The 23,403-nt window shown below is 58.4% G+C and carries 28 protein-coding genes; 11 read left to right on the top strand and 17 right to left on the bottom strand.

Annotated features, from left to right (window positions below):
• Positions 1-17 precede the first annotated feature (17 nt).
• Positions 18-668 carry an HAD family hydrolase gene (locus IB245_RS16875; protein ID WP_192228108.1) on the top strand — a complete coding sequence of 217 codons (651 nt, stop codon included), beginning with the start codon at positions 18-20 and terminating at the stop codon, positions 666-668.
• 173 nt (positions 669-841) lie between these two features.
• Positions 842-1,300, top strand: a complete 459-nt coding sequence (locus tag IB245_RS16870) for an REP-associated tyrosine transposase (RefSeq protein ID WP_192228107.1) — start codon at positions 842-844, stop codon at positions 1,298-1,300.
• 89 nt (positions 1,301-1,389) lie between these two features.
• On the opposite strand, the gene IB245_RS16865 is transcribed toward IB245_RS16870, so the two are convergent.
• The gene (locus tag IB245_RS16865) at positions 1,390-2,481 is read right to left on the bottom strand and encodes an aminopeptidase (protein ID WP_192228220.1); all 1,092 of its coding nucleotides are present in this window, start codon (positions 2,479-2,481) and stop codon (positions 1,390-1,392) included.
• A gap of 60 nt (positions 2,482-2,541) precedes the next feature.
• Here IB245_RS16865 and IB245_RS16860 point away from each other — a divergent pair, with 60 nt between their 5' ends.
• A complete protein-coding gene (locus IB245_RS16860; protein ID WP_008044667.1) occupies positions 2,542-2,964 on the top strand; it encodes a hypothetical protein in 423 nt (140 codons plus the stop codon).
• Between the two features lie 40 nt (positions 2,965-3,004).
• Entirely contained in the window at positions 3,005-3,427 is a 423-nt protein-coding gene (locus IB245_RS16855; protein WP_008027726.1) for a hypothetical protein, read from the top strand.
• 6 nt (positions 3,428-3,433) lie between these two features.
• Here the strand turns inward: IB245_RS16855 and IB245_RS16850 are convergent, their stop codons facing one another.
• The gene (locus tag IB245_RS16850; RefSeq protein WP_192228106.1) at positions 3,434-3,673 is read right to left on the bottom strand and encodes a DUF1161 domain-containing protein; all 240 of its coding nucleotides are present in this window, start codon (positions 3,671-3,673) and stop codon (positions 3,434-3,436) included.
• A gap of 187 nt (positions 3,674-3,860) precedes the next feature.
• Positions 3,861-4,292 carry an OsmC family protein gene (locus IB245_RS16845; RefSeq protein ID WP_008152515.1) on the bottom strand — a complete coding sequence of 144 codons (432 nt, stop codon included), beginning with the start codon at positions 4,290-4,292 and terminating at the stop codon, positions 3,861-3,863.
• A 243-nt stretch (positions 4,293-4,535) separates the two neighbouring features.
• Between IB245_RS16845 and IB245_RS16840 the strand changes: the two genes are divergently transcribed.
• Positions 4,536-5,537 (top strand): LLM class flavin-dependent oxidoreductase, encoded by a 1,002-nt coding sequence (locus IB245_RS16840; protein WP_008027732.1) that lies wholly within the window; start codon positions 4,536-4,538, stop codon positions 5,535-5,537.
• A gap of 69 nt (positions 5,538-5,606) precedes the next feature.
• Here the strand turns inward: IB245_RS16840 and IB245_RS16835 are convergent, their stop codons facing one another.
• Together IB245_RS16835 and IB245_RS16830 are read right to left on the bottom strand one after the other, a co-directional pair.
• Positions 5,607-5,828, bottom strand: coding sequence for a DUF1161 domain-containing protein (locus IB245_RS16835; protein ID WP_192228105.1), 222 nt, complete (start codon positions 5,826-5,828; stop codon positions 5,607-5,609).
• Positions 5,829-5,950: 122 nt separating this feature from the next.
• Entirely contained in the window at positions 5,951-6,166 is a 216-nt protein-coding gene (locus tag IB245_RS16830; protein WP_008027736.1) for a dodecin, read from the bottom strand.
• Positions 6,167-6,324: 158 nt separating this feature from the next.
• Here IB245_RS16830 and IB245_RS16825 point away from each other — a divergent pair, with 158 nt between their 5' ends.
• Positions 6,325-6,651, top strand: a complete 327-nt coding sequence (locus IB245_RS16825; protein WP_008027738.1) for a DUF883 family protein — start codon at positions 6,325-6,327, stop codon at positions 6,649-6,651.
• On the opposite strand, the gene IB245_RS16820 is transcribed toward IB245_RS16825, so the two are convergent.
• Complete coding sequence (locus IB245_RS16820) at positions 6,648-7,541, bottom strand: LysR family transcriptional regulator (RefSeq protein ID WP_192228104.1); 894 nt, start codon at positions 7,539-7,541, stop codon at positions 6,648-6,650. The two genes, IB245_RS16825 and IB245_RS16820, sit on opposite strands and share 4 nt — an antisense overlap.
• Before the next feature lie 126 nt (positions 7,542-7,667).
• Here IB245_RS16820 and trpB point away from each other — a divergent pair, with 126 nt between their 5' ends.
• The 3 genes from trpB (at position 7,668) to IB245_RS16805 (ending at position 10,280) form a co-directional block, all read left to right on the top strand.
• Positions 7,668-8,903 carry a tryptophan synthase subunit beta gene (trpB, locus tag IB245_RS16815; RefSeq protein WP_008027742.1) on the top strand — a complete coding sequence of 412 codons (1,236 nt, stop codon included), beginning with the start codon at positions 7,668-7,670 and terminating at the stop codon, positions 8,901-8,903.
• Positions 8,903-9,715 carry a tryptophan synthase subunit alpha gene (trpA, locus tag IB245_RS16810; RefSeq protein ID WP_192228103.1) on the top strand — a complete coding sequence of 271 codons (813 nt, stop codon included), beginning with the start codon at positions 8,903-8,905 and terminating at the stop codon, positions 9,713-9,715. The genes trpB and trpA overlap by 1 nt, the downstream gene beginning before the upstream one ends.
• Positions 9,716-9,836: 121 nt before the next feature.
• Positions 9,837-10,280: an anti-virulence regulator CigR family protein gene (locus IB245_RS16805; RefSeq protein ID WP_192228102.1), complete on the top strand. Its 444-nt coding sequence runs from the start codon at positions 9,837-9,839 to the stop codon at positions 10,278-10,280.
• Positions 10,281-10,405: 125 nt separating this feature from the next.
• On the opposite strand, the gene IB245_RS16800 is transcribed toward IB245_RS16805, so the two are convergent.
• The 11 genes from IB245_RS16800 to IB245_RS16750 form a co-directional block, all read right to left on the bottom strand.
• On the bottom strand, positions 10,406-12,367 hold the full coding sequence (locus IB245_RS16800; RefSeq protein ID WP_192228101.1) for a DUF4105 domain-containing protein: 1,962 nt from the start codon (positions 12,365-12,367) through the stop codon (positions 10,406-10,408).
• Positions 12,364-12,684 (bottom strand): DUF2388 domain-containing protein, encoded by a 321-nt coding sequence (locus tag IB245_RS16795; protein ID WP_008027752.1) that lies wholly within the window; start codon positions 12,682-12,684, stop codon positions 12,364-12,366. Before IB245_RS16795 ends, IB245_RS16800 begins: the two co-directional genes overlap by 4 nt.
• A gap of 27 nt (positions 12,685-12,711) precedes the next feature.
• Positions 12,712-13,020, bottom strand: coding sequence for a DUF2388 domain-containing protein (locus IB245_RS16790; RefSeq protein WP_192228100.1), 309 nt, complete (start codon positions 13,018-13,020; stop codon positions 12,712-12,714).
• Between the two features lie 110 nt (positions 13,021-13,130).
• Positions 13,131-13,448, bottom strand: a complete 318-nt coding sequence (locus tag IB245_RS16785) for a DUF2388 domain-containing protein (protein WP_008044656.1) — start codon at positions 13,446-13,448, stop codon at positions 13,131-13,133.
• A gap of 144 nt (positions 13,449-13,592) precedes the next feature.
• On the bottom strand, positions 13,593-13,802 hold the full coding sequence (locus tag IB245_RS16780; protein WP_192228099.1) for a DUF1127 domain-containing protein: 210 nt from the start codon (positions 13,800-13,802) through the stop codon (positions 13,593-13,595).
• A 257-nt stretch (positions 13,803-14,059) separates the two neighbouring features.
• Positions 14,060-14,275, bottom strand: coding sequence for a DUF1127 domain-containing protein (locus tag IB245_RS16775; protein WP_007947887.1), 216 nt, complete (start codon positions 14,273-14,275; stop codon positions 14,060-14,062).
• A 319-nt stretch (positions 14,276-14,594) separates the two neighbouring features.
• Positions 14,595-16,088 carry an acetyl-CoA hydrolase/transferase family protein gene (locus tag IB245_RS16770; RefSeq protein ID WP_008027760.1) on the bottom strand — a complete coding sequence of 498 codons (1,494 nt, stop codon included), beginning with the start codon at positions 16,086-16,088 and terminating at the stop codon, positions 14,595-14,597.
• 180 nt (positions 16,089-16,268) lie between these two features.
• Positions 16,269-17,702 (bottom strand): NAD(P)(+) transhydrogenase (Re/Si-specific) subunit beta, encoded by a 1,434-nt coding sequence (locus IB245_RS16765; protein ID WP_192228098.1) that lies wholly within the window; start codon positions 17,700-17,702, stop codon positions 16,269-16,271.
• On the bottom strand, positions 17,702-18,025 hold the full coding sequence (locus IB245_RS16760; RefSeq protein WP_003187010.1) for an NAD(P) transhydrogenase subunit alpha: 324 nt from the start codon (positions 18,023-18,025) through the stop codon (positions 17,702-17,704). Before IB245_RS16760 ends, IB245_RS16765 begins: the two co-directional genes overlap by 1 nt.
• A 15-nt stretch (positions 18,026-18,040) precedes the next feature.
• Positions 18,041-19,162, bottom strand: coding sequence for a Re/Si-specific NAD(P)(+) transhydrogenase subunit alpha (locus IB245_RS16755; protein ID WP_008027764.1), 1,122 nt, complete (start codon positions 19,160-19,162; stop codon positions 18,041-18,043).
• Positions 19,163-19,597: 435 nt separating this feature from the next.
• The gene (locus IB245_RS16750) at positions 19,598-20,497 is read right to left on the bottom strand and encodes a LysR family transcriptional regulator (RefSeq protein ID WP_192228097.1); all 900 of its coding nucleotides are present in this window, start codon (positions 20,495-20,497) and stop codon (positions 19,598-19,600) included.
• Between the two features lie 158 nt (positions 20,498-20,655).
• On the opposite strand from IB245_RS16750, the gene IB245_RS16745 reads away from it, so the two are divergent.
• Together IB245_RS16745 and IB245_RS16740 are read left to right on the top strand one after the other, a co-directional pair.
• Positions 20,656-21,837 carry an acyl-CoA dehydrogenase gene (locus IB245_RS16745; RefSeq protein ID WP_008027768.1) on the top strand — a complete coding sequence of 394 codons (1,182 nt, stop codon included), beginning with the start codon at positions 20,656-20,658 and terminating at the stop codon, positions 21,835-21,837.
• A 13-nt stretch (positions 21,838-21,850) separates the two neighbouring features.
• A complete protein-coding gene (locus IB245_RS16740; protein WP_192228096.1) occupies positions 21,851-23,071 on the top strand; it encodes a CaiB/BaiF CoA transferase family protein in 1,221 nt (406 codons plus the stop codon).
• Positions 23,072-23,403 lie beyond the last annotated feature (332 nt).

Here is a 23,403-nt window from a genome sequence, read left to right as displayed (position 1 = left end):
CTTATTCAGGATTCAAAATGCATTACCAAACCGTTTTGTTCGACCTCGATGGCACCCTGACCGACCCGCGCGAGGGCATCACCCGTTCGATCCAGTTCGCCCTGAGCAAACTCGGCATCGAAGAACCCGACCTGACCAAGCTTGAACACTTCATCGGCCCGCCGTTGTTGCAGGCGTTCATGCAGTTCTACGACTTCGACGAGCCCAAGGCGTGGGAAGCGGTGAATTTCTATCGCGAGCGCTTCAAGGTCACCGGCCTGTACGAAAACCGCGTGTTCGATGGCGTCACGCCGCTGCTCGAAACCCTCGGCGGGCAAGGGCGTCAGCTGTACATCGCGACCTCCAAGCCGTGGATCTTCGCCCGGGAAATCGCCCGGCACTTCGACTTCGCCAAACACTTCAAGGTGATTTACGGCAGCGAGCTGGATGGCACGCGGACCAACAAAGTCGAGTTGATCGCCCACCTGATAGCGGAAGAAGGCCTGGACCCGGCCAACACCCTGATGATCGGTGACCGCAAACACGACCTGATCGGCGCGCGCAGCAATGGGCTGGATGCGGCAGCGGTTGGGTATGGTTTTGGTAGTCGCGAAGAGCTGAGCGCTGAAGCGCCGACCTATCATTTTGAAACGCTGGATGAGATGCATCAGGCGTTTTTGCAGCGCTGATAAGTACGCCTTCGCGGGCAAGCCTCGCTCCTACGGATCTTCATCAGTCCTGTAGGAGCGAGGCTTGCCCGCGAAGGCGTCCGCCGATACACATCCTGATCAACTGTTCTCACTCAAAACCCTTCTTGTCGTTCTAGCCTGAAGAGGCGGGCCACGATCAAGGAGGATCATCATTGCCGGAGTTAAAACACGCTCACCGATTGCGCACAGGACGATATTCGGAGTCCGGGCAGATTTACCTACTGACAGCGGTGCTTTTGAATCGAGAACCGTTGTTCCGCGACTTCTACAATGGGCGTTTGGTGGTTGATGCTTTTCGAACGGCAGAGCGAGAAGAGTTTGCGACGTCGCTAGCCTGGGTCGTCATGCCCGATCATTTTCATTGGTTGATCGAGCTACAAAATACTCAGCTACCCAAGTTGATGGCTCGGACCAAATCACGCATTGCAGTGACGCTTAATCGTTCAGTTGGCCGTCAAGGTCCGGTTTGGCAACACGGCTATCATGATCGCGCCATTCGAAAGGAAGAGGACTTGCAGGCGGTTGCTCGCTACATCGTCGCTAACCCGTTGCGTGCGGGTTTGGTTGAGAAGGTAGGGAATTATCCACTGTGGGATGCAATCTGGTTGTGACCTTTAAGGGCCTCTTCGCGGGCAAGCCTCGCTCCTACAAGGGCTGATGAACAGCCGTAGGAGCGAGGCTTGCCCGCGAAGGGGTCCGTTCAATCACCGGAAATTTTCGATTCCGCCAACGTCTTTAATGCCGCCTTGCGCTCAGTAACCTCCAAAGCGCCAAGCTTCTCCACCGCCGCATAAAACTTCACCCAATCCCCACCCGCTTGCCGGAACAACGCCGCAAACGCCGGCACCCACTGGTCGTACAAACCGAACGGCAACAACCGCGCATTGTTCATCGGCGCATTGATCCATGCGTCATAGCGTTTATCTCCAGCCCACTGGCTGTCGCGTATCTGCCGGTATTCGGCTCGTAGCCGCTCGAACTCAGCGGCTTTGCGTTGTCGCATCTGTTCGGCGGGTAGCGGCTGGGCATACAGCTGTTCAAGTCGCGAGCGCGTATCCAGAACCAGCTGAATGAACTGATCCCGTCGCTGCGCCTGGGCGCCGTTGTCCGGCGCCAACCCGCGATGGGCACGCCACTGCCGAGTGCCTTCCTGTTCAACGAACGTGGCGAAAGACTCGTTGAACTCCGTGTCGTCCTTCACATAAAAGCGCTGATGGGCCAGTTCATGGAAGATCAACGTTGCCAACCGTTCATCGCCCCAACCCATCATCGAACTGATAATCGGATCGTTGAACCAGCCGAGCGTCGAATAGGCCTCGACGCCGCCGATCGACACGTCCATACCTTGCAATCGCAGCAACGCCGCCTCACCACGGGCCGCGCTCTGGTTGTAATAGCCGCGGTAGGCGACGCAACCGGCGACGGGAAAGCAGTGGTTTTGCGGCGTCAGGGAAAATTCCGGCGTGGCGAACACGTTCCAGACTACGAACGGTCGGCCAATGTCGGCGTACAAACGGTAGCTCTGGTTATCCGGCAGATGCAGCTGCAGGCTGGCAAACGACCGGGCCTTTTGCGACTGGGCCAGATGCGCACGCAGCTTTTGATCGCGGGTGGAGTCGGCAATCACGTCGGAAACCGGCTCCCGAGCCCGCAGCAATTGCAGCTGACCACTGGCCAATTGGCCGTAATAGCTGACGCTGGCGCAACCGTTGAGCAACAAAAACAACACACCCGGAAACAAAACACGCAAAACGCGATCAAGTAACCCAAGGCTTGGAAGCGGCCTGATCAAAATAAAATCATCCATGGAGAGTCTTCCCGCAAGACTATCCCGCCTGACTGGAGCTCCGCTATGCGCAAGATGATGCTGACGGGAGGCCTGTTGTTGCTGACAGGCTGTGCAGGATTCGGATTACCCCACCATGATCCGTCTCAAGCGTGGATCGAACTCGATACACCGCAGGAAGACACCGCACTGCAAGCGCTGGAAGTCGATGACAAGGCCTCCACCGACAAGCGCTACTTCGAGGTCCAGCCCGGCAGTCATGAGTTGACGGTGCGTTATCTGTTCCCGGTCGATCCCAGCAACATCGGGCCGGACGCCGAGCCGCTATGGCGCGATTGCCAACTGAATGTGAAATTCAACAATTTCAACGCGGGTGAGAAATATCAGCTGCAAGCAGGGAATATCGGTTTTCGGCCGTGGGCCAAGCTCTATGACCAACAGCGAAAAGTGATAGGCCAAGGTACTCCGGCAGGCTGTCAACGGACCTGATCGGCGTTATGCTGAATGTCCAATCCACGGGACATTCATCATGCGCAGGTTATTGCTATTGCTCGCGGCAAGCGCCTTTGCCGGTTGCCAGAGCCCGTTACCGGCGGTCAATCCTCAGATGGCGTGGGTCGAGTTTTCTACGCCATTCCCCAACGATAAGTTGCTGATGGCCGAAAGACTGGACAAGCAGCGACTGCGCGATGGGCGTTTCTTCCAGGTGACGCCCGGCAGCCATGAGCTGGTCGTTCGATTCGACTTTGAAGTGCCCGGTGGCGGGGGCTTTGGTGTGATGAGCGGTCCCACGGAACGGTTGTGCTACCTGACCATCAACTACGATCATTTCGAAGCAGGCCAGCGTTATGTACTGGAAGGCCGTTCGATAGCGTTCACTCCCGGCGCTCGTTTGTACAACGCCAAGCGGGAAATCGTCGCTGAAGATCGAGAGTCCTATTGCCTCATGTGAGGCGGATCAACTGTCGTTCTTCTGGTAAATGATGGCTTTGGTGCCGTTGTCGCAAGTGCCGACGACCATCGCGGCGTCATGCTGGGCGGCCTCTTCCTTCGACACGATTTCCAGCGTGTAGGAGGGCACGGCATTCGCCTGAATCTTCACTTCGATCTCATTCTTGAGTTCTTCGCAATCCTTGGGCGCAGCGAGTGCCGAAGTGGCCAGTGCAGTGCAGATAATCGCCAGGGCAAAACGTTTCATGGTTGAAGCTCCTTTGAGGCAGCACGCAGGTTGATGCGTTTTCACTGCTGTCATTTATTCGACCACAGGGACGCCAGCCGGGTTTTGTTTCAGCGCAAAAAAATCGCAGCGTGCGGCAGCTCCTACAGGGGGCGAGTCAATCTGTAGGAGCTGCCGAAGGCTGCGATCTTTTCGTTTCAACACAAATTTAGCTGACCAGTGTGGCATCCAGGCTGATTTTCGCATTCAGCACTTTGGACACCGGGCAGCCTTCTTTGGCTTTATTGCTCAGTTCCTCGAACTGCGCCTGGGTCGCCCCAGGGATTTTCGCCTTCAGGATCAACTTCACCGCAGTGATCGCAAACCCTCCGTCGACCTGGTCCAGCGTGACTTCGGCATTCGTATCGATGCTGTCAGCCTTGAGACCGGCGTCGCCGAGAATCATCGAAAAAGCCATGGAGAAACAACCGGCGTGGGCCGCGCCGATCAGCTCTTCCGGATTGGTGCCTTTACCGCCTTCGAAACGTGCCTTGAAGCCGTAGGGCGCTTCTCTGAGAACACCGGTTTCGGTGGAAATCGAGCCGATGCCGGTTTTCAGGTCACCTTCCCAATGCGCCGATGCTTTCTTGGTAATAGCCATGTCTGCCTCCTCAAGATCCGGCGCGAAGCGTCGCGCCTTCGTGGTTTTCGGTTGCCAGGGTTCTGAGGATAGACGGCGGTGCAAAGTTCACCTGAATTCATTAGTCCTACCGTTTTCGTAGGTTTTTTTGTCTCGGCTATTGAAACTCGGGTATATGCCCTCATTGCATGAAGCACGCTTATGGATTCGGCAGGTTTTCGTTTGCAAGAAAAAACCTGCGACCTCAACTGGAGAAGCAGGTTTATGAAACGACTGTCCGATATCAAGTTCTCGACCCTTGATCTGGTGCCCGTGCGCGAGAACGGCAGCGCGGCCCAGTCGCTGCGCAATTCCCTGGACCTGGCGCAGCACGTCGAAAAATTTGGCTACAACCGCTTCTGGGTGGCCGAACACCACAACATGGACGGCATCGCCAGCTCCGCGACCTCGGTGTTGCTGGGCTATCTGGCCGGCGGCACGTCGACCATTCGGGTCGGTTCAGGTGGCGTGATGTTGCCCAACCACGCGCCATTGGTGATTGCCGAGCAGTTCGGCACCCTCGAAAGCCTGTATCCGGGCCGGATCGACCTGGGCCTGGGCCGCGCCCCCGGTTCCGATCAGATGACTGCACGCGCCTTGCGTCGCGAGCGTTCCGGCAGTGCCGATGATTTCCCTGAAGATGTGGCGGAGCTGGTGCGCTACCTCGGTCCACGCACGCCAGACCAGCGAATCATCGCCATGCCGGGCACCGGCACCAACGTTCCGGTCTGGTTGTTGGGGTCGAGCCTGTTCAGTGCACAACTGGCAGGTGAGCGCGGTTTGCCCTACGCGTTCGCTTCCCATTTCGCACCGCGCTTCATGCATGAGGCGATTCGCGTCTATCGCAATCACTTCAAGCCTTCAGCGGTACTGGACAAGCCCTACGTGATGCTTGGCGTTCCGCTGGTAGCGGCTGACACCGACGAGCAGGCCGAGTATCTGGCGACATCGGTTTACCAGCGCATCCTCGCGTTGATGCGTGGTCAAAGCCTGGTCCAGCGTCCACCGGTGAAAACCATGGATGGCCTGTGGCTGCCCCATGAGAAAGACGCGGTGCATGATTTCCTGGGACTGGCGATGGTGGGCAGCCCGCAGAAAATCCGCGCCAAGCTGGACGTATTGATCGAGCAGACCCAGGCAGACGAGCTGATTTTTACCTGCGACCTGTATGAACATGCCGATCGCGTGCATTCCTATGAGCTGCTGGCGCAGGTCATGAAAGGCTGACGCTTAAACAGCGCGCATAAAAAAGCCGACGCCATTGCGTCGGCTTTTTCGTTTAACGATGGAATCGGCCTACCGTTTGTAGACGATTTCCTTGGTGCCTTTCTCACAGGTGCCGACGACTTTTCCGCCAGCAGCGCTGCCCTTATCAACGATTTCCAGTGAGTAGCCAGAAACGCCTTTGGCATCCAGCTTCGCTGCGATTTCGGCTTTCAGCTCTTCGCATGCCTTGCCGTCAGCAAACGCCGCGCCCGCAAGGCTCAACAAACCTACCGCCAACATAAACTTCTTCATCGGTCGCATTCCCTGGTCGGATCAAAGGGAGCATCCAGCCATCAGCCGGATGCACTCATGTAGCGCTTTGCCATTCCCTATGGCACTCGGCCAGCGCGCAAGTTCAGAAGACTAGCTCAATCCTAGCTGCTGGCAATCCGGAACCCGACCTTGAGCGTCACCTGGAAGTGCGCTGCCTTGCCGTCCTTGATGTGCCCGCGGGTTTCGGTCACTTCGAACCATTCCATGTACTTGAGACTTTTACTGGCTTCGGCCAGCGCGTTGTTGATGGCGTCTTCAATGCTGCTGGTGGATGAGCCGACAAGTTCGACTTTCTTGTAAGTGTGATGGTCAGTCATGGGCGTTCTCCTCAGGGTGTGAAATACAGCCTAGCAGTGATTTTTCGTATTACTTCTGCCGGCCTTCAAGAGGCAGAAGTTCAGATTTACTGCACTTTCTTGAACCTCTGAAGTCCCAACCAACACACGCCACTCATCATCAATGCAGGAGAGCCACCATGGCCAATACCTCTTTACGTAAAGCCTCATTGCAAAGCATGGAAGCCGAGATCGAGAGTCTGTTGAAGTCTTTGGAGAACCTGAAGGACGACGCCTCGGACGAGTCGCGTAAAACCCTCAAGGCGCTGAAAGCCAATGCCGAGAGCGCCCTCAAGCATTCGCGACATTTGCTCAGCGATGCGTACGAAGAAGTCAAAGTCAAAACCCGTGAAACCGGGATCGCCACTCGGGACTACGCCCAGGAGCACCCTTGGACTACAGCCGGTGTCGCGGTGGGCGCACTGGGTCTGCTCGCAGCCTATCTGCTGTGTAAACGCGGCGATTAATCCGTCTGGCGCAGTTCGTTTTTGAGCCACTGCGCCAGTTGCCGAGCGCGTCCGTCCGCGGCGCGCTTGGGTAGCCACAACGCCAGTTGCGCCGAGGTTTCGCTGAAACCCCACGGCGCAACCAGGCGACCTGCCTTCAAGTCCTCGGCGACTAAAGGTTCAGGGGCAATCGCGACACCGAGACCGGCCACTGCCGCCTCCAGCAAATAATACAAATGCTCGAAGCCCTGCCCGTACTTCAACGCTTTGGCGTCGAGGCCGCTTTGCTGCGCCCAGCTTGGCCAGGCCTGCGGACGGGAAGTGGTGTGCAGCAACGGCTGCTTCAACAGAGCACTTGCTGGCGCCTGTTGAAGCAGTTCGTAATCGGCGAAGCGTGGGCTCATGACCGGGCCGATGCGTTCGCTGGCCAATTCGTAAACCTGCATGTCCGCAGGCCATGGCGGCTCGGCGAACACCAACAAAGCGTCCAGCCCCGGACGACGGGGATCGAGATCGCCTTCTCCGGCGGACAAGTGCAGGCGCAGGTCCGGTAGATCAGCATTCAACCGCCCCAGTCGCGGAATAAACCAGCGTGCCAGCAGACTGCCCGAGCAGCCGAGCACGAACGGCGCGTCGGCGGTGCTTTGGGTCAGCTCGGCGCAGACCGTGCGCAAGCGCTCAAAGGCTTCAGCGCTGGCGTCGCGCAATCGCACGCCGGCATCTGTGAGTTTAAGGCCGCGACCCTCCTTGATGAACAGACTCACCCCGAGATGCTCTTCGAGCACTTTCAATTGCCGGCTGACGGCACCATGGGTGACGTGCAGCTGTTCGGCGGCCTGGCTGACGCTGTTCAGGCGGGCAGTGGCTTCGAAGGCGCGAAGCGCGTTCAGCGGGGGAAGGTCGTGGCTCATGGGATCTGTGAGTTTTCCTGACAGGTTGTGGCGATCTTATCGGTTTTCAGCCTGAGGCGTCAGGGGTAGAGTTAAGCCCACTCTCTTTTCAAAAGCTTCATCTCACCCATTCAACCGGAGCGACCCATGACCCAGACTAATCTGCGCAACGGCCCCGACGCCAACGGCCTGTTTGGCTCGTTCGGCGGCCGCTACGTCGCCGAAACCCTGATGCCGTTGATCCTCGATCTGGCCCGCGAGTACGAAGCGGCCAAGGAAGATCCGGCATTCAAAGAAGAATTGGCCTACTTCCAGCGCGACTATGTCGGACGTCCAAGCCCACTCTATTTCGCTGAACGCCTGACCGAGTTCTGTGGCGGCGCGAAGATTTATCTCAAGCGTGAAGAGCTGAACCACACCGGCGCGCACAAGATCAACAACTGCATCGGCCAGATCCTGCTGGCGCGGCGCATGGGCAAGAAACGCATCATCGCCGAGACCGGCGCCGGCATGCACGGCGTTGCGACGGCTACCGTGGCGGCGCGTTTTGGCCTCGACTGCGTGATCTACATGGGCACCACCGACATCGAGCGTCAGCAAGCCAACGTGTTCCGCATGAAACTGCTGGGCGCCGAAGTGATCCCGGTCGTGGCCGGCACCGGCACCCTGAAAGACGCGATGAACGAAGCGCTGCGTGACTGGGTGACCAACGTCGACAGCACCTTCTACCTGATCGGCACCGTGGCCGGTCCGCACCCTTACCCTGCGATGGTTCGCGACTTCCAGGCCGTTATCGGCAAGGAAACCCGTGACCAACTGCAAGCCCAGGAAGGTCGTCTGCCAGACAGCCTGGTCGCATGCATCGGCGGTGGCTCCAACGCCATGGGCCTGTTCCACCCGTTCCTTGACGACAAGAGCGTCGAAATCATTGGTGTCGAAGCGGCCGGTTACGGCATCGAGACCGGTAAGCACGCGGCCAGCCTGAATGGCGGCGTACCGGGCGTATTGCATGGCAACCGGACCTTCCTGCTGCAGGATGACGACGGCCAGATCATCGACGCCCACTCGATCTCCGCCGGCCTCGACTACCCAGGCATCGGCCCGGAACACGCCTGGTTGCATGATATCGGTCGCGTTCAATACACCTCGGTAACCGACGACGAAGCCCTCGACGCGTTCCACAAATGCTGCCGCCTGGAAGGGATTATTCCTGCACTGGAAAGCGCCCATGCCCTGGCCGAAGTGTTCAAACGCGCACCGACCCTGCCGAAAGATCACCTGATGGTGGTCAACCTGTCCGGTCGTGGGGACAAAGACATGCAAACCGTGATGCACCACATGGAAAACTCTCAACAAGTGCAGTCCCAGCAGGAGAAACACTGATGAGCCGCCTGCAAACGCGTTTTGCCGAACTCAAGGAACAAAACCGCGCCGCCCTGGTGACCTTTGTCACCGCCGGCGACCCGAGCTATGGCACTTCCCTGGCGATCCTCAAAGGTTTGCCTGGTGCTGGCGCTGACGTGATCGAGCTGGGCATGCCTTTCACCGATCCGATGGCTGACGGCCCGGCGATCCAACTGGCCAACATCCGCGCCTTGGGCGCCAAACAGAACCTGGCGAAAACCCTGCAAATGGTTCGCGAGTTCCGCGAAGGCAACAGCGATACGCCGCTGGTGCTGATGGGTTACTTCAACCCGATCCACATGTACGGCGTACCGCGCTTCATCGCCGATGCCAAAGAGGCCGGCGTGGATGGCCTGATCGTTGTCGACCTGCCGCCCGAGCACAACGGCGAACTGTGCGACCCGGCCCAGGCTGCCGGTCTGGACTTCATTCGTCTGACCACCCCGACGACCGATGATGTGCGTTTGCCGACGGTCTTGAACGGCAGCTCCGGTTTCGTTTACTACGTGTCTGTGGCCGGTGTGACCGGTGCCGGCGCGGCGACGCTGGAGCACGTTGAAGAAGCGGTGGCCCGTCTGCGCCGCCACACCGATCTGCCGATCAGCATCGGTTTCGGTATTCGTACACCGGAGCAAGCAGCGTCCATCGCGCGTCTGGCCGACGGTGTGGTGGTGGGTTCGGCGTTGATCGATCACATCGCCAATGCCTCGACGCCGGATCAAGCGGTCGATGGCGTGTTGAGTCTTTGCGCGGCATTGGCCGATGGCGTGCGTCAGGCCCGCGTCAGCTGAAGGTAAAGTTCCTGATACAGAGGAATTAGAGCCTCGCGGTACAGACTAAACAGCAAGACCGAGGGCTTCAGGACTACGTTCTGAAGCCCTTTTTGCTGTGTGTGCCGTGAGGAAAGACCCGATGAAAATGCCGAAACGTCTGATTGCCAGCCTGGGTGTGCTGATGCTCAGTGCCACCCCGTTGCTGCACGCCAGCGCCGATCAGCGCGACGATCACGACCGCGGCGGTCAGCAACAGGGCCATTACGATAACCGTGGCGATGACCATCGCGGCCCGCAGGACAACCATCGCGGCGGCCCTCCGCCACGGGACTTTGGTCCGGTGCGCCAGACGATTCATGACAATCATGGCTACTTCGTACGGGGTGCGTCGCCACCTCCAGGCATACATCTGGAGCGTGGTCGGCCGTTGCCGCATGGTTATTACGGCGAACGCCTGGACAACCGCGCGCTGAGTCGGCTGCCGTATTACCAGGGTTACGAATGGCGCCGCGCGGGGGGCGACATTGTGCTGATCGCCGTGGGTACCGGGATCGTCTATGAAATTCTGGAAGGGGTGCTCTGACGTGATGAAACTGTAGGAGCGAGCCTGCTCGCGATGGTCGTTAACGATAACGCGTGTTTCCCGACGGAACCCGGCGCTTTCAAGTCCATCGCGAGCAGGCTCGCTCCTACAGTGGGCAGCAATTACTACGGCAACTCCAACCCTCCCGCCGCTTTGTGCAATTTACGCAAATGCTCGCCAACCTGCTTCAGGTTGGCTTCGTTGGCAGCCATCTCCGCCGCACGACTCGGGTCGAGTAGCGCTCTCACTTCCTTGTCCAGGTCGCCGGTCAGCGCCTGGAGCTGCTTTTGCCTCAGGCTGCTTTCCGATTCCAGGCGTTGCCACTCGCTGGGTTGCGGCAAGCCATAACCGCCGGTACCGAGCAGCTCCGCCGGACGACTGAGGAAGCCGCTGTTGGCGAGAATCTGCTTCAACGTCGCATTGGCCTTGTCCATACCGCCGCTCTTCAATTCCCGGGCACCGAGATAGCGTTGCTTCACTTCGTCCTGGGCCAGCACCAGTTGTTGTCGGAAAGCGGCCTGTTCCAGTAGCAGCAAAGCCGCGCTGGTGCGCAGGTCAGCCTGATCAATCCATTTACGACGCTCTTCAGCCTTTAAGGCCAGCCAGTCTTCGACCTTGTCCTGTTTGATCGGCAGGTGCTTTTTCAGCACCTCGAACATCGCTTGATAGCGATCGCGGAAAGAGTCGAAGCGATAGCCCAGACGCAGCGCTTCGCGAGGATCGTCCAGCACGCTGGTATCCGCCAGGCCGCGACCCTTGAGCACTTCCAGCAAGCCGTTGGGCATGATGTTGTCCAGCCCGACCAGCTTTGCGTTGTTGGTGCCGCTGCGCAGCAACTTCAGGCCTTCTACCGCGCAGTTGTTGGACAGGAAGAAGTAATTGCCGTCGTAGCTCCAGTGCATCTCGGCGGCGTGTTCCACCACGTCTTCGATCTCGGTGCGCGACAGGTTCAGCGGCACCGAGGCTAGGCTGCGCAATTCGGTCTTGGTGTACTCATCGATGACCTGGGCCAGCGGCAGGACAAACAGGCGCGACGGGTATTTGCCGACCAATCCATCCCAGCTCGACAGCTGTACATCACCGACGAAGGCGCGGTAGGACAACACCAGGTGCTGATCCAGATCCAGCCGGCAATCCGGCCCTCGTGGCCGGCCGGGAGCACAGATCACCAGGCGCAACATGCTGTGGCCCCAGCGGCTGACCCAGTTCTGGTTGGCTTCGGCCAACAGATAATCCACGGCATACACCCGCTCCGGATCGACCTGGCCCAGAGGTTGTTTGGCGAAGTCGTTACCGGCATTGAGGAAGGCGAACGATTTACCGCAGGTGTCTTTGGCGGCGGGAGCCCAGCCGAAATGTTCTTTGTAGTAGCGGTAGAGCGCAGGGCGGCGACAGACGTAGCTCGGGTCGAGGAGGAAGTACTCCATGTTCACCGCGACGAACTCTTTGGGACTGCTGGTCTCGTAGATGTCCGGGCTGCGGGCGATCTGGCGGTTGTACTGTTCGCGCTCGCCGCGACGGCCCACGTATTGCGGCCAGCCAGCGAGGTCGAGCAGGCGCGGGTCATCGCTGAGGGTAAAGCGTCGATCGGACTGGCCACGGCATTCATCCGGAATGCCGATCAGGCCGGAGCTGTTGGTGCGCCGGGTGCAGCGCTGGATCAGCGTGCGTTCGGCGGCTGGCCAAAAACGCGAGCGGTCATAGATGTGGGTGAGTTCGTGCAGCACCGTGGCCAGCATTTCCCTGCGCACGGTGCCGTGGGGGCGATAAGTCTTCTTGGTTGCGGCGCTGCCGTCGGTGAGGCTGGCGAGCAGGTTGCGGTTCAGGTCGAGCTCGGACACCAGCGACGCCTGGCCGTAGGCATTGCTCGGCATGTCATCGGTCCAGCCAACGTCGATGCGCCGGTCGAGTTGCTCGATGAACCGCGGCGGCAACGCCTGCATGGCTTCATCAAGCAGTGCCTGGCTGGCCTGCTGTTGCGCGGGGCTCAGGCCTTCGGTCTTGAGCTGTAATTGCAGTCCGGCCTGAGCCGTGTTGCCGAGCAGCAACATGGCCCCCATCAGAAGCCAGGCATTTAGCGACCTCACAGTGCGAGGATGGCTTCGGCGATGACCTGATCACTGGCGTCCCGAGCTTCCGGCACGCGGGTGCGCAATAGGTTGAGCGCTGCTTCCAGGTGCGCGCCCCGGATATCGCCATCACTGGCGACGAAACTGGCGGCATCGTCATGGGCTTCTCGAACGATTTTCGCGTCACGGATGGACGTCGTGGTATCGGAAGTGAAATCAAGGGTCCGGCGAGTGGCGTTGATGAGGATGTTGCTGGTGGCAACCAGGGTGTGCGCCTGGGTTACATCGGCCAACAGCAGCAGGCCAAGGGTGGCGACAATCAGCGGGCTACGCATGGAACGACTCCGGAGGAACGAGGATAACTATTGGACGAGAATAGCGTGTGCCAGTTCAAGGTCGCTTGCATGAAGTTTTGGCTGGGTCTGGCGCAGGTAAATCAGGGCCGACTCCAGTTGTGCGCCTCGCAGTTGGCCGTCACTGGCGATAAATGAAGCGGCGTCATCCCTGGCGGCGAGCAGAAGCTTACGGTCGAAGGGTGCGGAGGTCACCATGCTTGTGGCGTAGCCCGTAGCTACGACGCCTTGCGTCGTCAGGTCGAAGGCATGGGCCTGGCTTGCCCAACTGGCCGCCATGAGAACCGGAGTGATCAACAGACAGGTAAGAAAACGCATGAGACTCGACAGTTGAAAGCGAGTCCCAAGGCTAGCGCAACGCCCGGTTTAGAGCCAGCGCCGAAACATCGGGACACGTCGGGCGTGTCCCGGATATGGATGGTGCCTGGTTAGATCGTCAGGATGGCCTGAGCCAGTTGTGCGTCAGTCGCGTTCAGTTGAGGGGCCTGGTGGCGAATGTGGTCGAGTGCGCTTTCCAGTTTCACGCCACGAATGGCACCTTCGCTGGCGACGAAGCTGGCGGCGTCGTCACGGGCCGCGCGTACGATCTTGTCATCGCGAAAGGACGAGGTGACATCGGAAGTGGCATCGGACGTAGCCTTGAGTGCACCGACGACGGCATCGGTGGTCACGATGAAGCTGGTGGCGTGGGAATTGGCAGCCACGGCAAGCAGGGCTGCAGCGCTGAGCAGACGAAGACGGGACATGGTGTAACTCCTTTTGGTAAACCGATTGAGAGGTGGCGCGGTGTCTGTTGAGTCAGACGCCTGTCGCGCAGTCATCGCCACGTTCTGGCTTGATATTAGGCCTGTAGGTGTCGATTCGCACAGTCCCGTCTGTTCAGGCGGACATCAGCGCCAGAACGGCTTATCCAATTCTTTGACACGATCTGAATGACTGATGCCCAGGTCAGACAGCTGCCTGCCGTCGAGTTGCGCCAGTAAACGCCGGGTTCTGGCTCTTTCGAGGCTGCTGGCGAAGCCTCTGAACAATCTTCCAAGCCAGGTAAACCGAGGCTTGGATTGCGAAGTGGTCGCGGGGAGATCCAGTGGATGATCCATGGTGCAGTCCTTTTGCGGGCAGGTCGGGATTTCATGATGATCCCGCCCGGTTCGCCAAGACAGACACACACACTTGAAATTGTACTGGTTCAGTTTTGAATAAAATCAAACTGTACCTGTTGTTGAGTGTGCTTATTGTTTTGAGGATTTCATCACCCCAAAACGACAAAACCCGTCGTGGTTTCCCACGACGAGTCTTGTTTGTTCAATTCGGGTGCTGGCGGTTGACCTTAAAGATCAGAGCCAGCGACGCTAACTTAGCGCCAGAACGGCTTGCTCAGCTCTTCGTAGCGTTGTGCTTCGCTAATCCCGGCGTCAGCCAGCAGACGCGAATCCAGGCGAGCCAGTTGGTGGCGGCTGGAGATGCGGCGCTGCCACAGCATCAGGTTGGCGATAACGCGCAGAGGCATGGAAGCCTGGGTTTTTGCAGCGGTGTCTTCGAAGAACAGATCGGAACTGAGTGTACGTTCCATGGTTTTCATCCTTCCGCTTGTGGCGGGATTAGGTAGTGGTTTAACTGATGCCAATGATCCTCTCGTTTGGCCAGTCTCTCTAGATACAGTTCACCTGTATTGTGAGGGACCAGTTAACTGTTAAAGGGTGGTGTACTGGTCTAAATTGAGGCAACTGTACCTGTCGGCACTGTTATGGTGCGTTTTTGGTGATTCGGGTCGAAAAGGTAGGGCGTTACGGTAGGAAATGACCAGTACAGCAGTACAGTTTTAAACACATTTCTGCCTGGCAATAGTCCGCTGTCGAAACTGTGTTTGCGACAGCGGCTATCTGTATCAATTACACCGTCAGCATTCGACCGGTTTCTTCCAGGTTGATGTGCCAGCTCAGGGCGTCTCGCAAGATATGTGGCGTGTGCCCGCCGATGGCGCAAGCGGCGGTGAAGTAGTCATCCAGCGCCTGGCGATAGTCCGGGTGTACGCAGTTATCGATGATGACGCGAGCCCGCTCCCGCGGTGCCAGCCCGCGCAAGTCCGCCAGGCCGACCTCGGTCACGAGGATGTCGACGTCATGTTCCGTGTGATCGACGTGGCTGACCATCGGCACCACGCTGGAGATCGCGCCGCCCTTGGCAATCGACTTGGTCACGAAGATCGCCAGGTGCGCGTTACGCGCGAAGTCGCCCGAGCCACCGATGCCGTTCATCATTCGTGTGCCGCAGACGTGGGTAGAGTTGACGTTGCCGTACAGGTCGAACTCCAGCGCAGTGTTGATGCCGATGATCCCAAGGCGGCGCACCACTTCCGGGTGGTTGGAGATTTCCTGCGGACGCAGGACCAGTTTGTCCTTGTAACGCTCCAGGTTGCCGAACACATCAGCGTTGCGGCGGCTCGACAAGGTGATCGAACTACCAGACGCAAAACTCAGCTTGCCGGCGTCGATCAGGTCGAAGGTCGAGTCCTGCAACACCTCGGAATACATGGTCAGGTCTTCGAACGGTGAATCGATCAGTCCGCACATCACCGAGTTGGCAATGGTGCCGATGCCGGCCTGCAATGGGCCGAGCTTGTTGGTCATGCGCCCAGCCGCCACTTCCTGCTTGAAGAAGTCGATCAGGTGGTCGGCAATGGCCTGGGTATCAACGTCCGGTGGCAGCACCGTCGACGGCGAGTCGGACTGATTGGTGATGACGATCGCGACGATCTTTTCAGGCGGGATCGGAATGGCGGTGCTGCCAATGCGATCGTCCACCTTCACCAGCGGAATCGGCGTGCGGGTCGGGCGATACGTCGGGATATAGATGTCGTGCAAACCCTCGAGGTTCGGGTTGTGCGCCAGGTTGATCTCGACGATCACCTGTTTGGCGAAAATCGCGAAGCTGGCCGAGTTGCCCACCGAAGTGGTCGGCACGATGTGGCCTTGCTCAGTGATCGCCACGGCCTCGATGACGGCGATGTCCGGCAGTTTCAGCTGCTGGTTGCGCAGCGACTCCACGGTTTCTGAAAGATGCTGGTCAATAAACATCACTTCGCCGGCGTTGATCGCCTTGCGCAATGTGCTGTCGACCTGGAACGGCATGCGTCGCGACAGGACGCCGGCTTCGGTGAGCTGTTTATCAAGGTCGTTGCCCAGGCTGGCGCCGGTCATCAGCGTGATTTTCAGCGGGGTGACTTTGGCACGTTCGGCCAATGCATGAGGCACGGCTTTGGCTTCGCCGGCGCGCGTGAAACCACTCATGCCGACGGTCATGCCGTCCTCAATCAGAGCGGCAGCGTCAGCGGCGCTCATCACCTTATCCAACAACGAAGGCAAGCGAATACGATCACGGTACATGGATTGTTATCTCGGGCAACGGAAGCAAGGTGTGCAGTCTAGTGATTTCAAAAAAAATCCTCCCGCTACCATGGTCGAATGCAGACCCCTGATTTAGAGCCTTTGGTCGGGTTTCACGGGGAATAAAAAAACCCCAGCCTACTAAAGGCTGAGGTTTTGGGTATTGCGCTGGAGCAGTTTTTACTCGACGGCTTTGACCATGTCTTCGATGACTTTCTTGGCGTCGCCGAAGACCATCATGGTTTTGTCGAGGTAGAACAGTTCGTTGTCCAGGCCGGCATAACCGCTGGCCATCGAACGCTTGTTGACGATGATCGTCTTGGCCTTGAACGCTTCGAGAATCGGCATCCCGGCAATCGGCGATTTCGGATCGTTCTTCGCCGCCGGGTTGACCACGTCGTTGGCGCCGAGCACCAGCACCACGTCGGCCTGACCGAACTCGGAGTTGATGTCTTCCATCTCGAACACCTGGTCGTAAGGCACTTCAGCCTCGGCCAGCAGTACGTTCATGTGGCCAGGCATACGGCCCGCCACCGGGTGGATCGCGTATTTCACGGTCACGCCACGATGGCTCAGCTTTTCGGTCAGCTCTTTCAGTGCGTGCTGCGCCCGTGCTACCGCCAGGCCGTAGCCTGGAACGATGATCACGGTATCGGCGTTGGTCAGCAGGAAGGTCGCGTCGTCGGCCGAACCGGATTTCACCGGGCGGGCTTCCTTGGCGCCAGCCGGGCCGGCATCGGCCGTATTGCCGAAACCACCGAGCAGTACATTAAAGAAGGAACGGTTCATCGCCTTGCACATGATGTACGAGAGGATCGCACCGGAGGAACCCACCAGCGAGCCCGCGATGATCAGCATCGAGTTGTTCAGCGAGAAGCCGATACCCGCTGCTGCCCAACCGGAGTAACTGTTAAGCATCGACACCACAACCGGCATGTCTGCGCCGCCAATCGGGATGATGATCAGGACGCCCATCACGAAGGCCAGCACCAGCATCAGCGCGAAGGCACTGAGATTGCCGGTCAGCATGAAGGTGACGCCCAGCGCGAGTGTCGCCAGACCCAGCAGCAGGTTCAGCTTGTGCTGGCCGCCGAACTGTACCGGTGCACCCTGGAACAGGCGGAACTTGTACTTGCCCGAGAGCTTGCCGAACGCGATCACCGAACCAGAGAAGGTGATTGCACCGATGGCGGCACCCAGGAACAGCTCCAGACGGTTGCCCGCAGGAATCGAATCACCCAATTGTTTGACGATGCCCAGCGATTGCGGCTCGACAACAGCGGCGATCGCGATGAACACCGCGGCCATACCGATCATGCTGTGCATGAAGGCGACCAGTTCCGGCATCTTGGTCATTTCAACGCGCTTGGCCATGATCGAGCCGGCGGTGCCGCCGACCAACAGGCCGACGATGACGTAACCGATACCGGCGGTGGCCAGCTCAGCGCCCAGCTTATAGATGAGGCCTACGGTGGTGAGGATCGCCAAGGCCATGCCGAGCATGCCGTACAGATTGCCGCGACGCGACGTGGTCGGGTGCGACAGGCCTTTCAGGGCCTGGATGAAGCAGATGGACGCGATCAAGTAGAGCGTCGTTACGAGGTTCATGCTCATTACTTAGGCGCCTCTTCTTTTACGGCTTTCGGGGCTTTTTTCTTGAACATCTCAAGCATCCTGCGGGTCACCAGGAAGCCACCGAATACGTTCACTGCCGCCAGGGCCACGGCCAGCGTGCCCATGGTTTTGCCCAGTGGTGTAACGGTCAGCGCCGCGGCGAGCATGGCGCCGACGATCACGATCGCCGAAATGGCGTTGGTGACCGCCATCAACGGCGTGTGCAGCGCGGGTGTAACGTTCCAGACCACGTGATAACCGACATAAATCGCCAGCACGAAGATGATCAGGTTGTAGATACCGGGGGAGATAAGCTCTTCCATCGTCTGAATCCCTGCTTAGGCGTTTTTGCGGATGACTTGGCCGTCGCGGCACATCAGGCACGCGGCGACGATGTCGTCTTCTAGGTTCACTTCGAACTGGCCTTCTTTGTTGAAGACCAGCTTCAGGAAGTCCAGCAGGTTGCGTGCGTACAGGGCCGAAGCGTCTGCCGCGACCGCGCCGGCCAGATTGGTAGGACCGCAAATGGTCACGCCATTCTCGACCACAACCTGATCGGCTACGGTCAGCGGGCAGTTGCCGCCCTGGGCTGCGGCGAGGTCGATGACCACCGAGCCTGGCTTCATCTGCGCCACGGTTTCCGCGCTCAACAGCGTCGGTGCCTTGCGGCCCGGAATCAGAGCCGTGGTGATGACAATGTCAGCCTGCTTGGCGCGCTCGTGCACGGCCAGGGCCTGACGCTGCATCCAGCTCGCCGGCATTGGACGTGCGTAACCGCCGACACCGACGGCGCATTCGCGCTCTTCATCGGTCTCATAAGGCACGTCGACGAACTTGGCACCGAGGGATTCGATCTGCTCTTTAACCGCAGGTCGCACATCGGACGCTTCGATCACCGCACCCAGACGTTTCGCCGTAGCGATCGCCTGCAAACCGGCTACCCCGGCGCCAAGAATCAGCACGCGCGCCGCTTTCACGGTGCCCGCAGCGGTCATCAGCATCGGCATGAAGCGAGGGTAATGGTGAGCGGCCAGCAACACGGCTTTATAGCCGGCGATGTTGGCTTGCGAAGACAGCACATCCAGGCTCTGGGCGCGGGAGGTGCGTGGCGCGGCTTCCAGCGCAAACGCGGTGATTCCGCACTCAGCCAGCTTGGCAATGGTTTCATTGCTGAACGGGTTGAGCATGCCCACCACAACGGTGCCGCTCTTGATCAGAGCGAGTTCGCTGTCGCTGGGTGCGACCACCTTGAGAATCAGCTCGGCACCAAACGCATCGTTGGCGCTGCCAATGGTTGCGCCTGCCGCTTCATAAGCACTGTCGACAACGCTGGCGTTAATGCCGGCGCCGCTTTGCACAGTGACCTTATGACCCTGGCCGATCAGCTTCTTGATGGTTTCCGGGGTTGCAGCAACCCGTGTTTCACCCGTCTGGGTTTCGAGAGGAACACCAATGTGCACGTCAAATCTCCTGCGTGATCTTATTGAGTAAACCCAGGCACTTCGGATGGTGCGGCTGGGGCGGCCGATCAGCACGATCCCGCCAAATCAGGGCGGGGCGCGGCATTTTGCAGGCGAACTTTGTGCCCTTCAAGGGATTATGACGGGTGACGGAAAATTAACTACAAGTCACCCCGTGACCGAATGTCGCAACCAACCGCTTCAATCCCTTGCAGGCCGTGCCTTGTAAGGTTTTTCGCCAAAATTCAAGAAATTACACATCGGTACGGTGAATGCAGTGTTATTGCCATCCAATAGCGGCTCAAGGCCACGTTTTTAGGCGCTTGTGGGACGTTTGTACAGCTTCTCGGTACAGTCTGCGAATATGCGACAAATACTTATATCTGTAGGGCTTTCAGTTTATTGACTACGGGGTCAGCTAATGAGGCTAAGCCTTTATCCTTCTAGGCTGTAGCTTTGTGCCTGATTTACCAGCCAGTCGCGAAAGGCCTTCAAAGACGCAGATTCGACCTTTCGATCAGGAATCATCAGGTAATACGCCTTGATGCTGGACAGTGCCTGAACGTTTGCAATCACCAGCCGCTTCTCCGCCAGTTCGCGCTGAATCAGGAACGGCGGGATCAAGGCGATCCCCATGTCATGCATCGCCGCTTGGGCAAGCATGGAGAATAGCTCGTAGCGCGGCCCTGTCATGTCGCGGGGGATATTAAGGTTTTGCGAGTTGAACCATTGGCGCCAGGCATAGGGGCGGGTGGTCTGTTGCAGCAAGGGCAGTTCGGCGATTTCAGCGGGTGTGAGGCTTGTCCTTTTGCCCAGTAGGTTGGGGCTGCATACAGGCATGGGATTTTCGCCCATCAGCCTGTGGGATTCAGTGCCTGACCAGTCTGCATCGCCAAAGTAAATGGCGGCATCGAAGTCTGTGTCGGCAAACAGGAACGGGCGTGTGCGGTTAGTGAGGTTGACTGTCACTTCGGGGTGTTTTTGCTGGAAGTCCTTGAGTCTTGGCAGCAGCCACTGGGTGCCGAAGGTTGGCACGACCGCCAGTTCAATCACGTTGGTACCCTGCTGGCCCATCACTGACAGGGTGTCGCGCTCTACGGCGTCCAGCTGTGTTGCTACCCGACGGCTGTAGGAAAGCCCGGCTTCAGTCAGCTTCACTCCACGCCGCGAGCGTCGGAACAATTCCACACTCAAGAACTCCTCAAGGCTGGCGATCTGTCGACAGATCGCTCCCTGAGTGAGGGAAAGTTCCTGGGCTGCCTTGGTAAAGCTCTCGTGGCGTGCCGCTGCTTCAAAGCTGACCAGGGCGGTTGTGCTGGGGATCTTCCTGCGCATGTACGTCAACCTCACTAATACATCGTACAAAAAACTGCTTCGCGATGTTTCGGAGTGAGAAATTAGCACAACAGTATGCAAAATCCTCGTTTGTGGTAACGCCGAACCCGGCCTAGGATCAGTCCACGTTATTTGACCCGATTCGAGAGGACACACTCATGGGCGGTAAAGCTAGCTTCAACTGGATCGATCCCCTGCTGCTGGATCAACAGCTCACCGAAGAAGAGCGCATGATCCGCGACACTGCCGAGCAATTCGCTCAGCAGAAGCTCGCGCCACGTGTTCTTGAAGCTTTCCGTCATGAAAAGACCGACCCGGCGATCTTTCGTGAAATGGGTGAAGTCGGCCTGCTGGGTGCAACTATCCCTGAGCAATATGGCGGCAGCGGTCTGAACTATGTCAGCTACGGTCTGATTGCTCGTGAAGTTGAGCGCGTCGATTCGGGTTATCGCTCGATGATGAGCGTGCAGTCCTCTTTGGTGATGGTGCCGATCAATGAATTCGGTACTGAGGCCCAGAAGCAGAAGTATCTGCCAAAACTGGCCTCGGGCGAGTGGATTGGCTGTTTCGGTCTGACCGAGCCTAACCACGGTTCCGACCCGGGCGCGATGATTACCCGTGCACGCAAAGTGGAAGGCGGCTACAGCCTGACCGGCAGCAAGATGTGGATCACCAACAGCCCGATTGCCGATGTATTCGTGGTCTGGGGCAAGGACGACGAGGGCGACATCCGTGGCTTCGTTCTGGAGAAAGGCTGGAAAGGCCTGAGCGCGCCGGCCATTCACGGCAAAGTGGGGCTGCGTGCATCCATCACTGGTGAGATCGTCATGGACAACGTGTTTGTCCCTGAAGAGAACATCTTCCCTGACGTCCGTGGTTTGAAAGGCCCGTTTACTTGCCTGAACTCGGCACGTTATGGCATTTCCTGGGGGGCGCTGGGCGCGGCCGAGTTCTGCTGGCACACCGCTCGTCAATACACCCTGGATCGTCAGCAGTTCGGTCGTCCATTGGCTGCTACTCAATTGATCCAGAAGAAACTGGCTGACATGCAGACCGAAATCACCTTGGCTCTGCAAGGCTGCCTGCGCCTGGGTCGTATGAAAGATGAAGGCACCGCTGCGGTCGAAATCACGTCGATGATGAAGCGCAACTCTTGCGGCAAGTCCCTGGACATTGCTCGTATGGCGCGAGACATGTTGGGTGGTAACGGTATCTCCGATGAATTCGGCGTGGCGCGTCACCTGGTCAACCTGGAAGTGGTGAATACCTATGAAGGTACGCATGACGTCCACGCGCTGATCCTTGGTCGTGCGCAGACCGGCCTCCAGGCGTTCTATTAATAGGAGAACGGCCATGGGCGCGCTTTCGCATCTACGGGTACTGGATTTGTCGCGGGTGCTGGCCGGGCCGTGGTCCGGTCAGATACTGGCGGACCTTGGCGCCGAGGTGATCAAGGTCGAGCGTCCGGGCAATGGCGATGACACGCGCGCCTGGGGGCCACCTTTTCTGAAGGACGCCTATGGTGAGAACACCAGCGAGGCCGCCTACTACTTGTCGGCCAATCGCAACAAGCAATCGGTGACCATCGACTTCACTCGCCCGGAGGGGCAGAAGTTGGTGCGTGAGCTGGCAGCGAAGTCAGACATCCTGATCGAGAACTTCAAGGTCGGTGGTCTGGCGGCTTATGGATTGGATTATGAGTCGCTCAAGGAGGCCAATCCGAATCTGATCTACTGCTCGATCACCGGATTTGGTCAGACGGGTCCTTACGCCAAGCGCGCGGGTTATGACTTCATGATCCAGGGTTTGGGCGGCCTGATGAGTCTGACGGGGCGGCCAGAAGGGGATGATGGTGCCGGGCCGGTGAAAGTCGGTGTGGCGCTGACGGACATTTTGACCGGGCTTTACTCGACCGTGGCGATTCTCGCGGCGCTTGCGCATCGGGATCATGACGGTGGCGGCCAGCATATCGATATGGCGTTGCTGGATGTCCAGGTTGCGTGTCTGGCTAACCAGGCGATGAACTACCTGACGACAGGTAATTCGCCGAAGCGGCTGGGTAATGCACATCCGAACATCGTGCCGTATCAGGACTTTCCTACAGCAGATGGCGATTTCATCCTCACAGTGGGTAACGATGGGCAGTTCCGCAAGTTTGCGGAAGTGGCCGGGCAGCCGCAGTGGGCGGATGATCCGCGCTTTGCCACCAACAAGCTGCGGGTGGCGAACCGTGCGGTGCTGATTCCGTTGATTCGCCAGGCTACGGTGTTCAAGAGCACTGCTGAGTGGGTGTCGCAGTTGGAGCGGGCAGGCGTACCGTGTGGTCCGATCAATGATCTGGCTCAGGTGTTTGCCGACCCTCAGGTAAAGGCGCGCGGTTTGGCGATTGAGCTGCCTCACGCCTTGGCAGGGATGGTGCCGCAGGTGGCGAGCCCGATTCGTTTGTCCGAGACACCGGTGGAGTACCGCAATGCGCCTCCTTTATTGGGCGAGCATACGATGGCGGTGCTGCAGCGGGTGTTGGGCCTGGACGCTTGTGCGGTGACTGCATTAAAGGACGCTGGAGTGCTTTGAGGAGTCCTTCTATATAGAGGGCGTGGTTTTGCTCTTCTATATAGAGGGAGGCGCGCTGTTTTCAGGCTTTCTGCAAGTTATTGATAGAAAGGCTAAATTAGGGGTTGACGGCAGATTCTAGAAGTCTATAATTCGCCCCACTTCCGGCGCAGTCGAAACGGAAAACTCCTTGGTAAACAATGAGTTGCGCAGTTTTCGACAGCGGGTTGCTTCAGATCATCGAAGCCCAGAAGGAGTTGAAAGAGCGGTGTTGTGTGGCTCTTTTGACGGTTCGATCTTCTCGGTCGAAAGCGGAGAAAAAGAGGTGTTGACAGCAGCGAGTAACGCTGTAG

It is taken from the genome of Pseudomonas sp. PDM02 (assembly GCF_014852285.1).
GTDB lineage: Bacteria > Pseudomonadota > Gammaproteobacteria > Pseudomonadales > Pseudomonadaceae > Aquipseudomonas > Aquipseudomonas migulae.
Note: the sequence above shows the minus strand (reverse complement) of the source record. Positions and strands in the feature narration are given on the sequence as shown.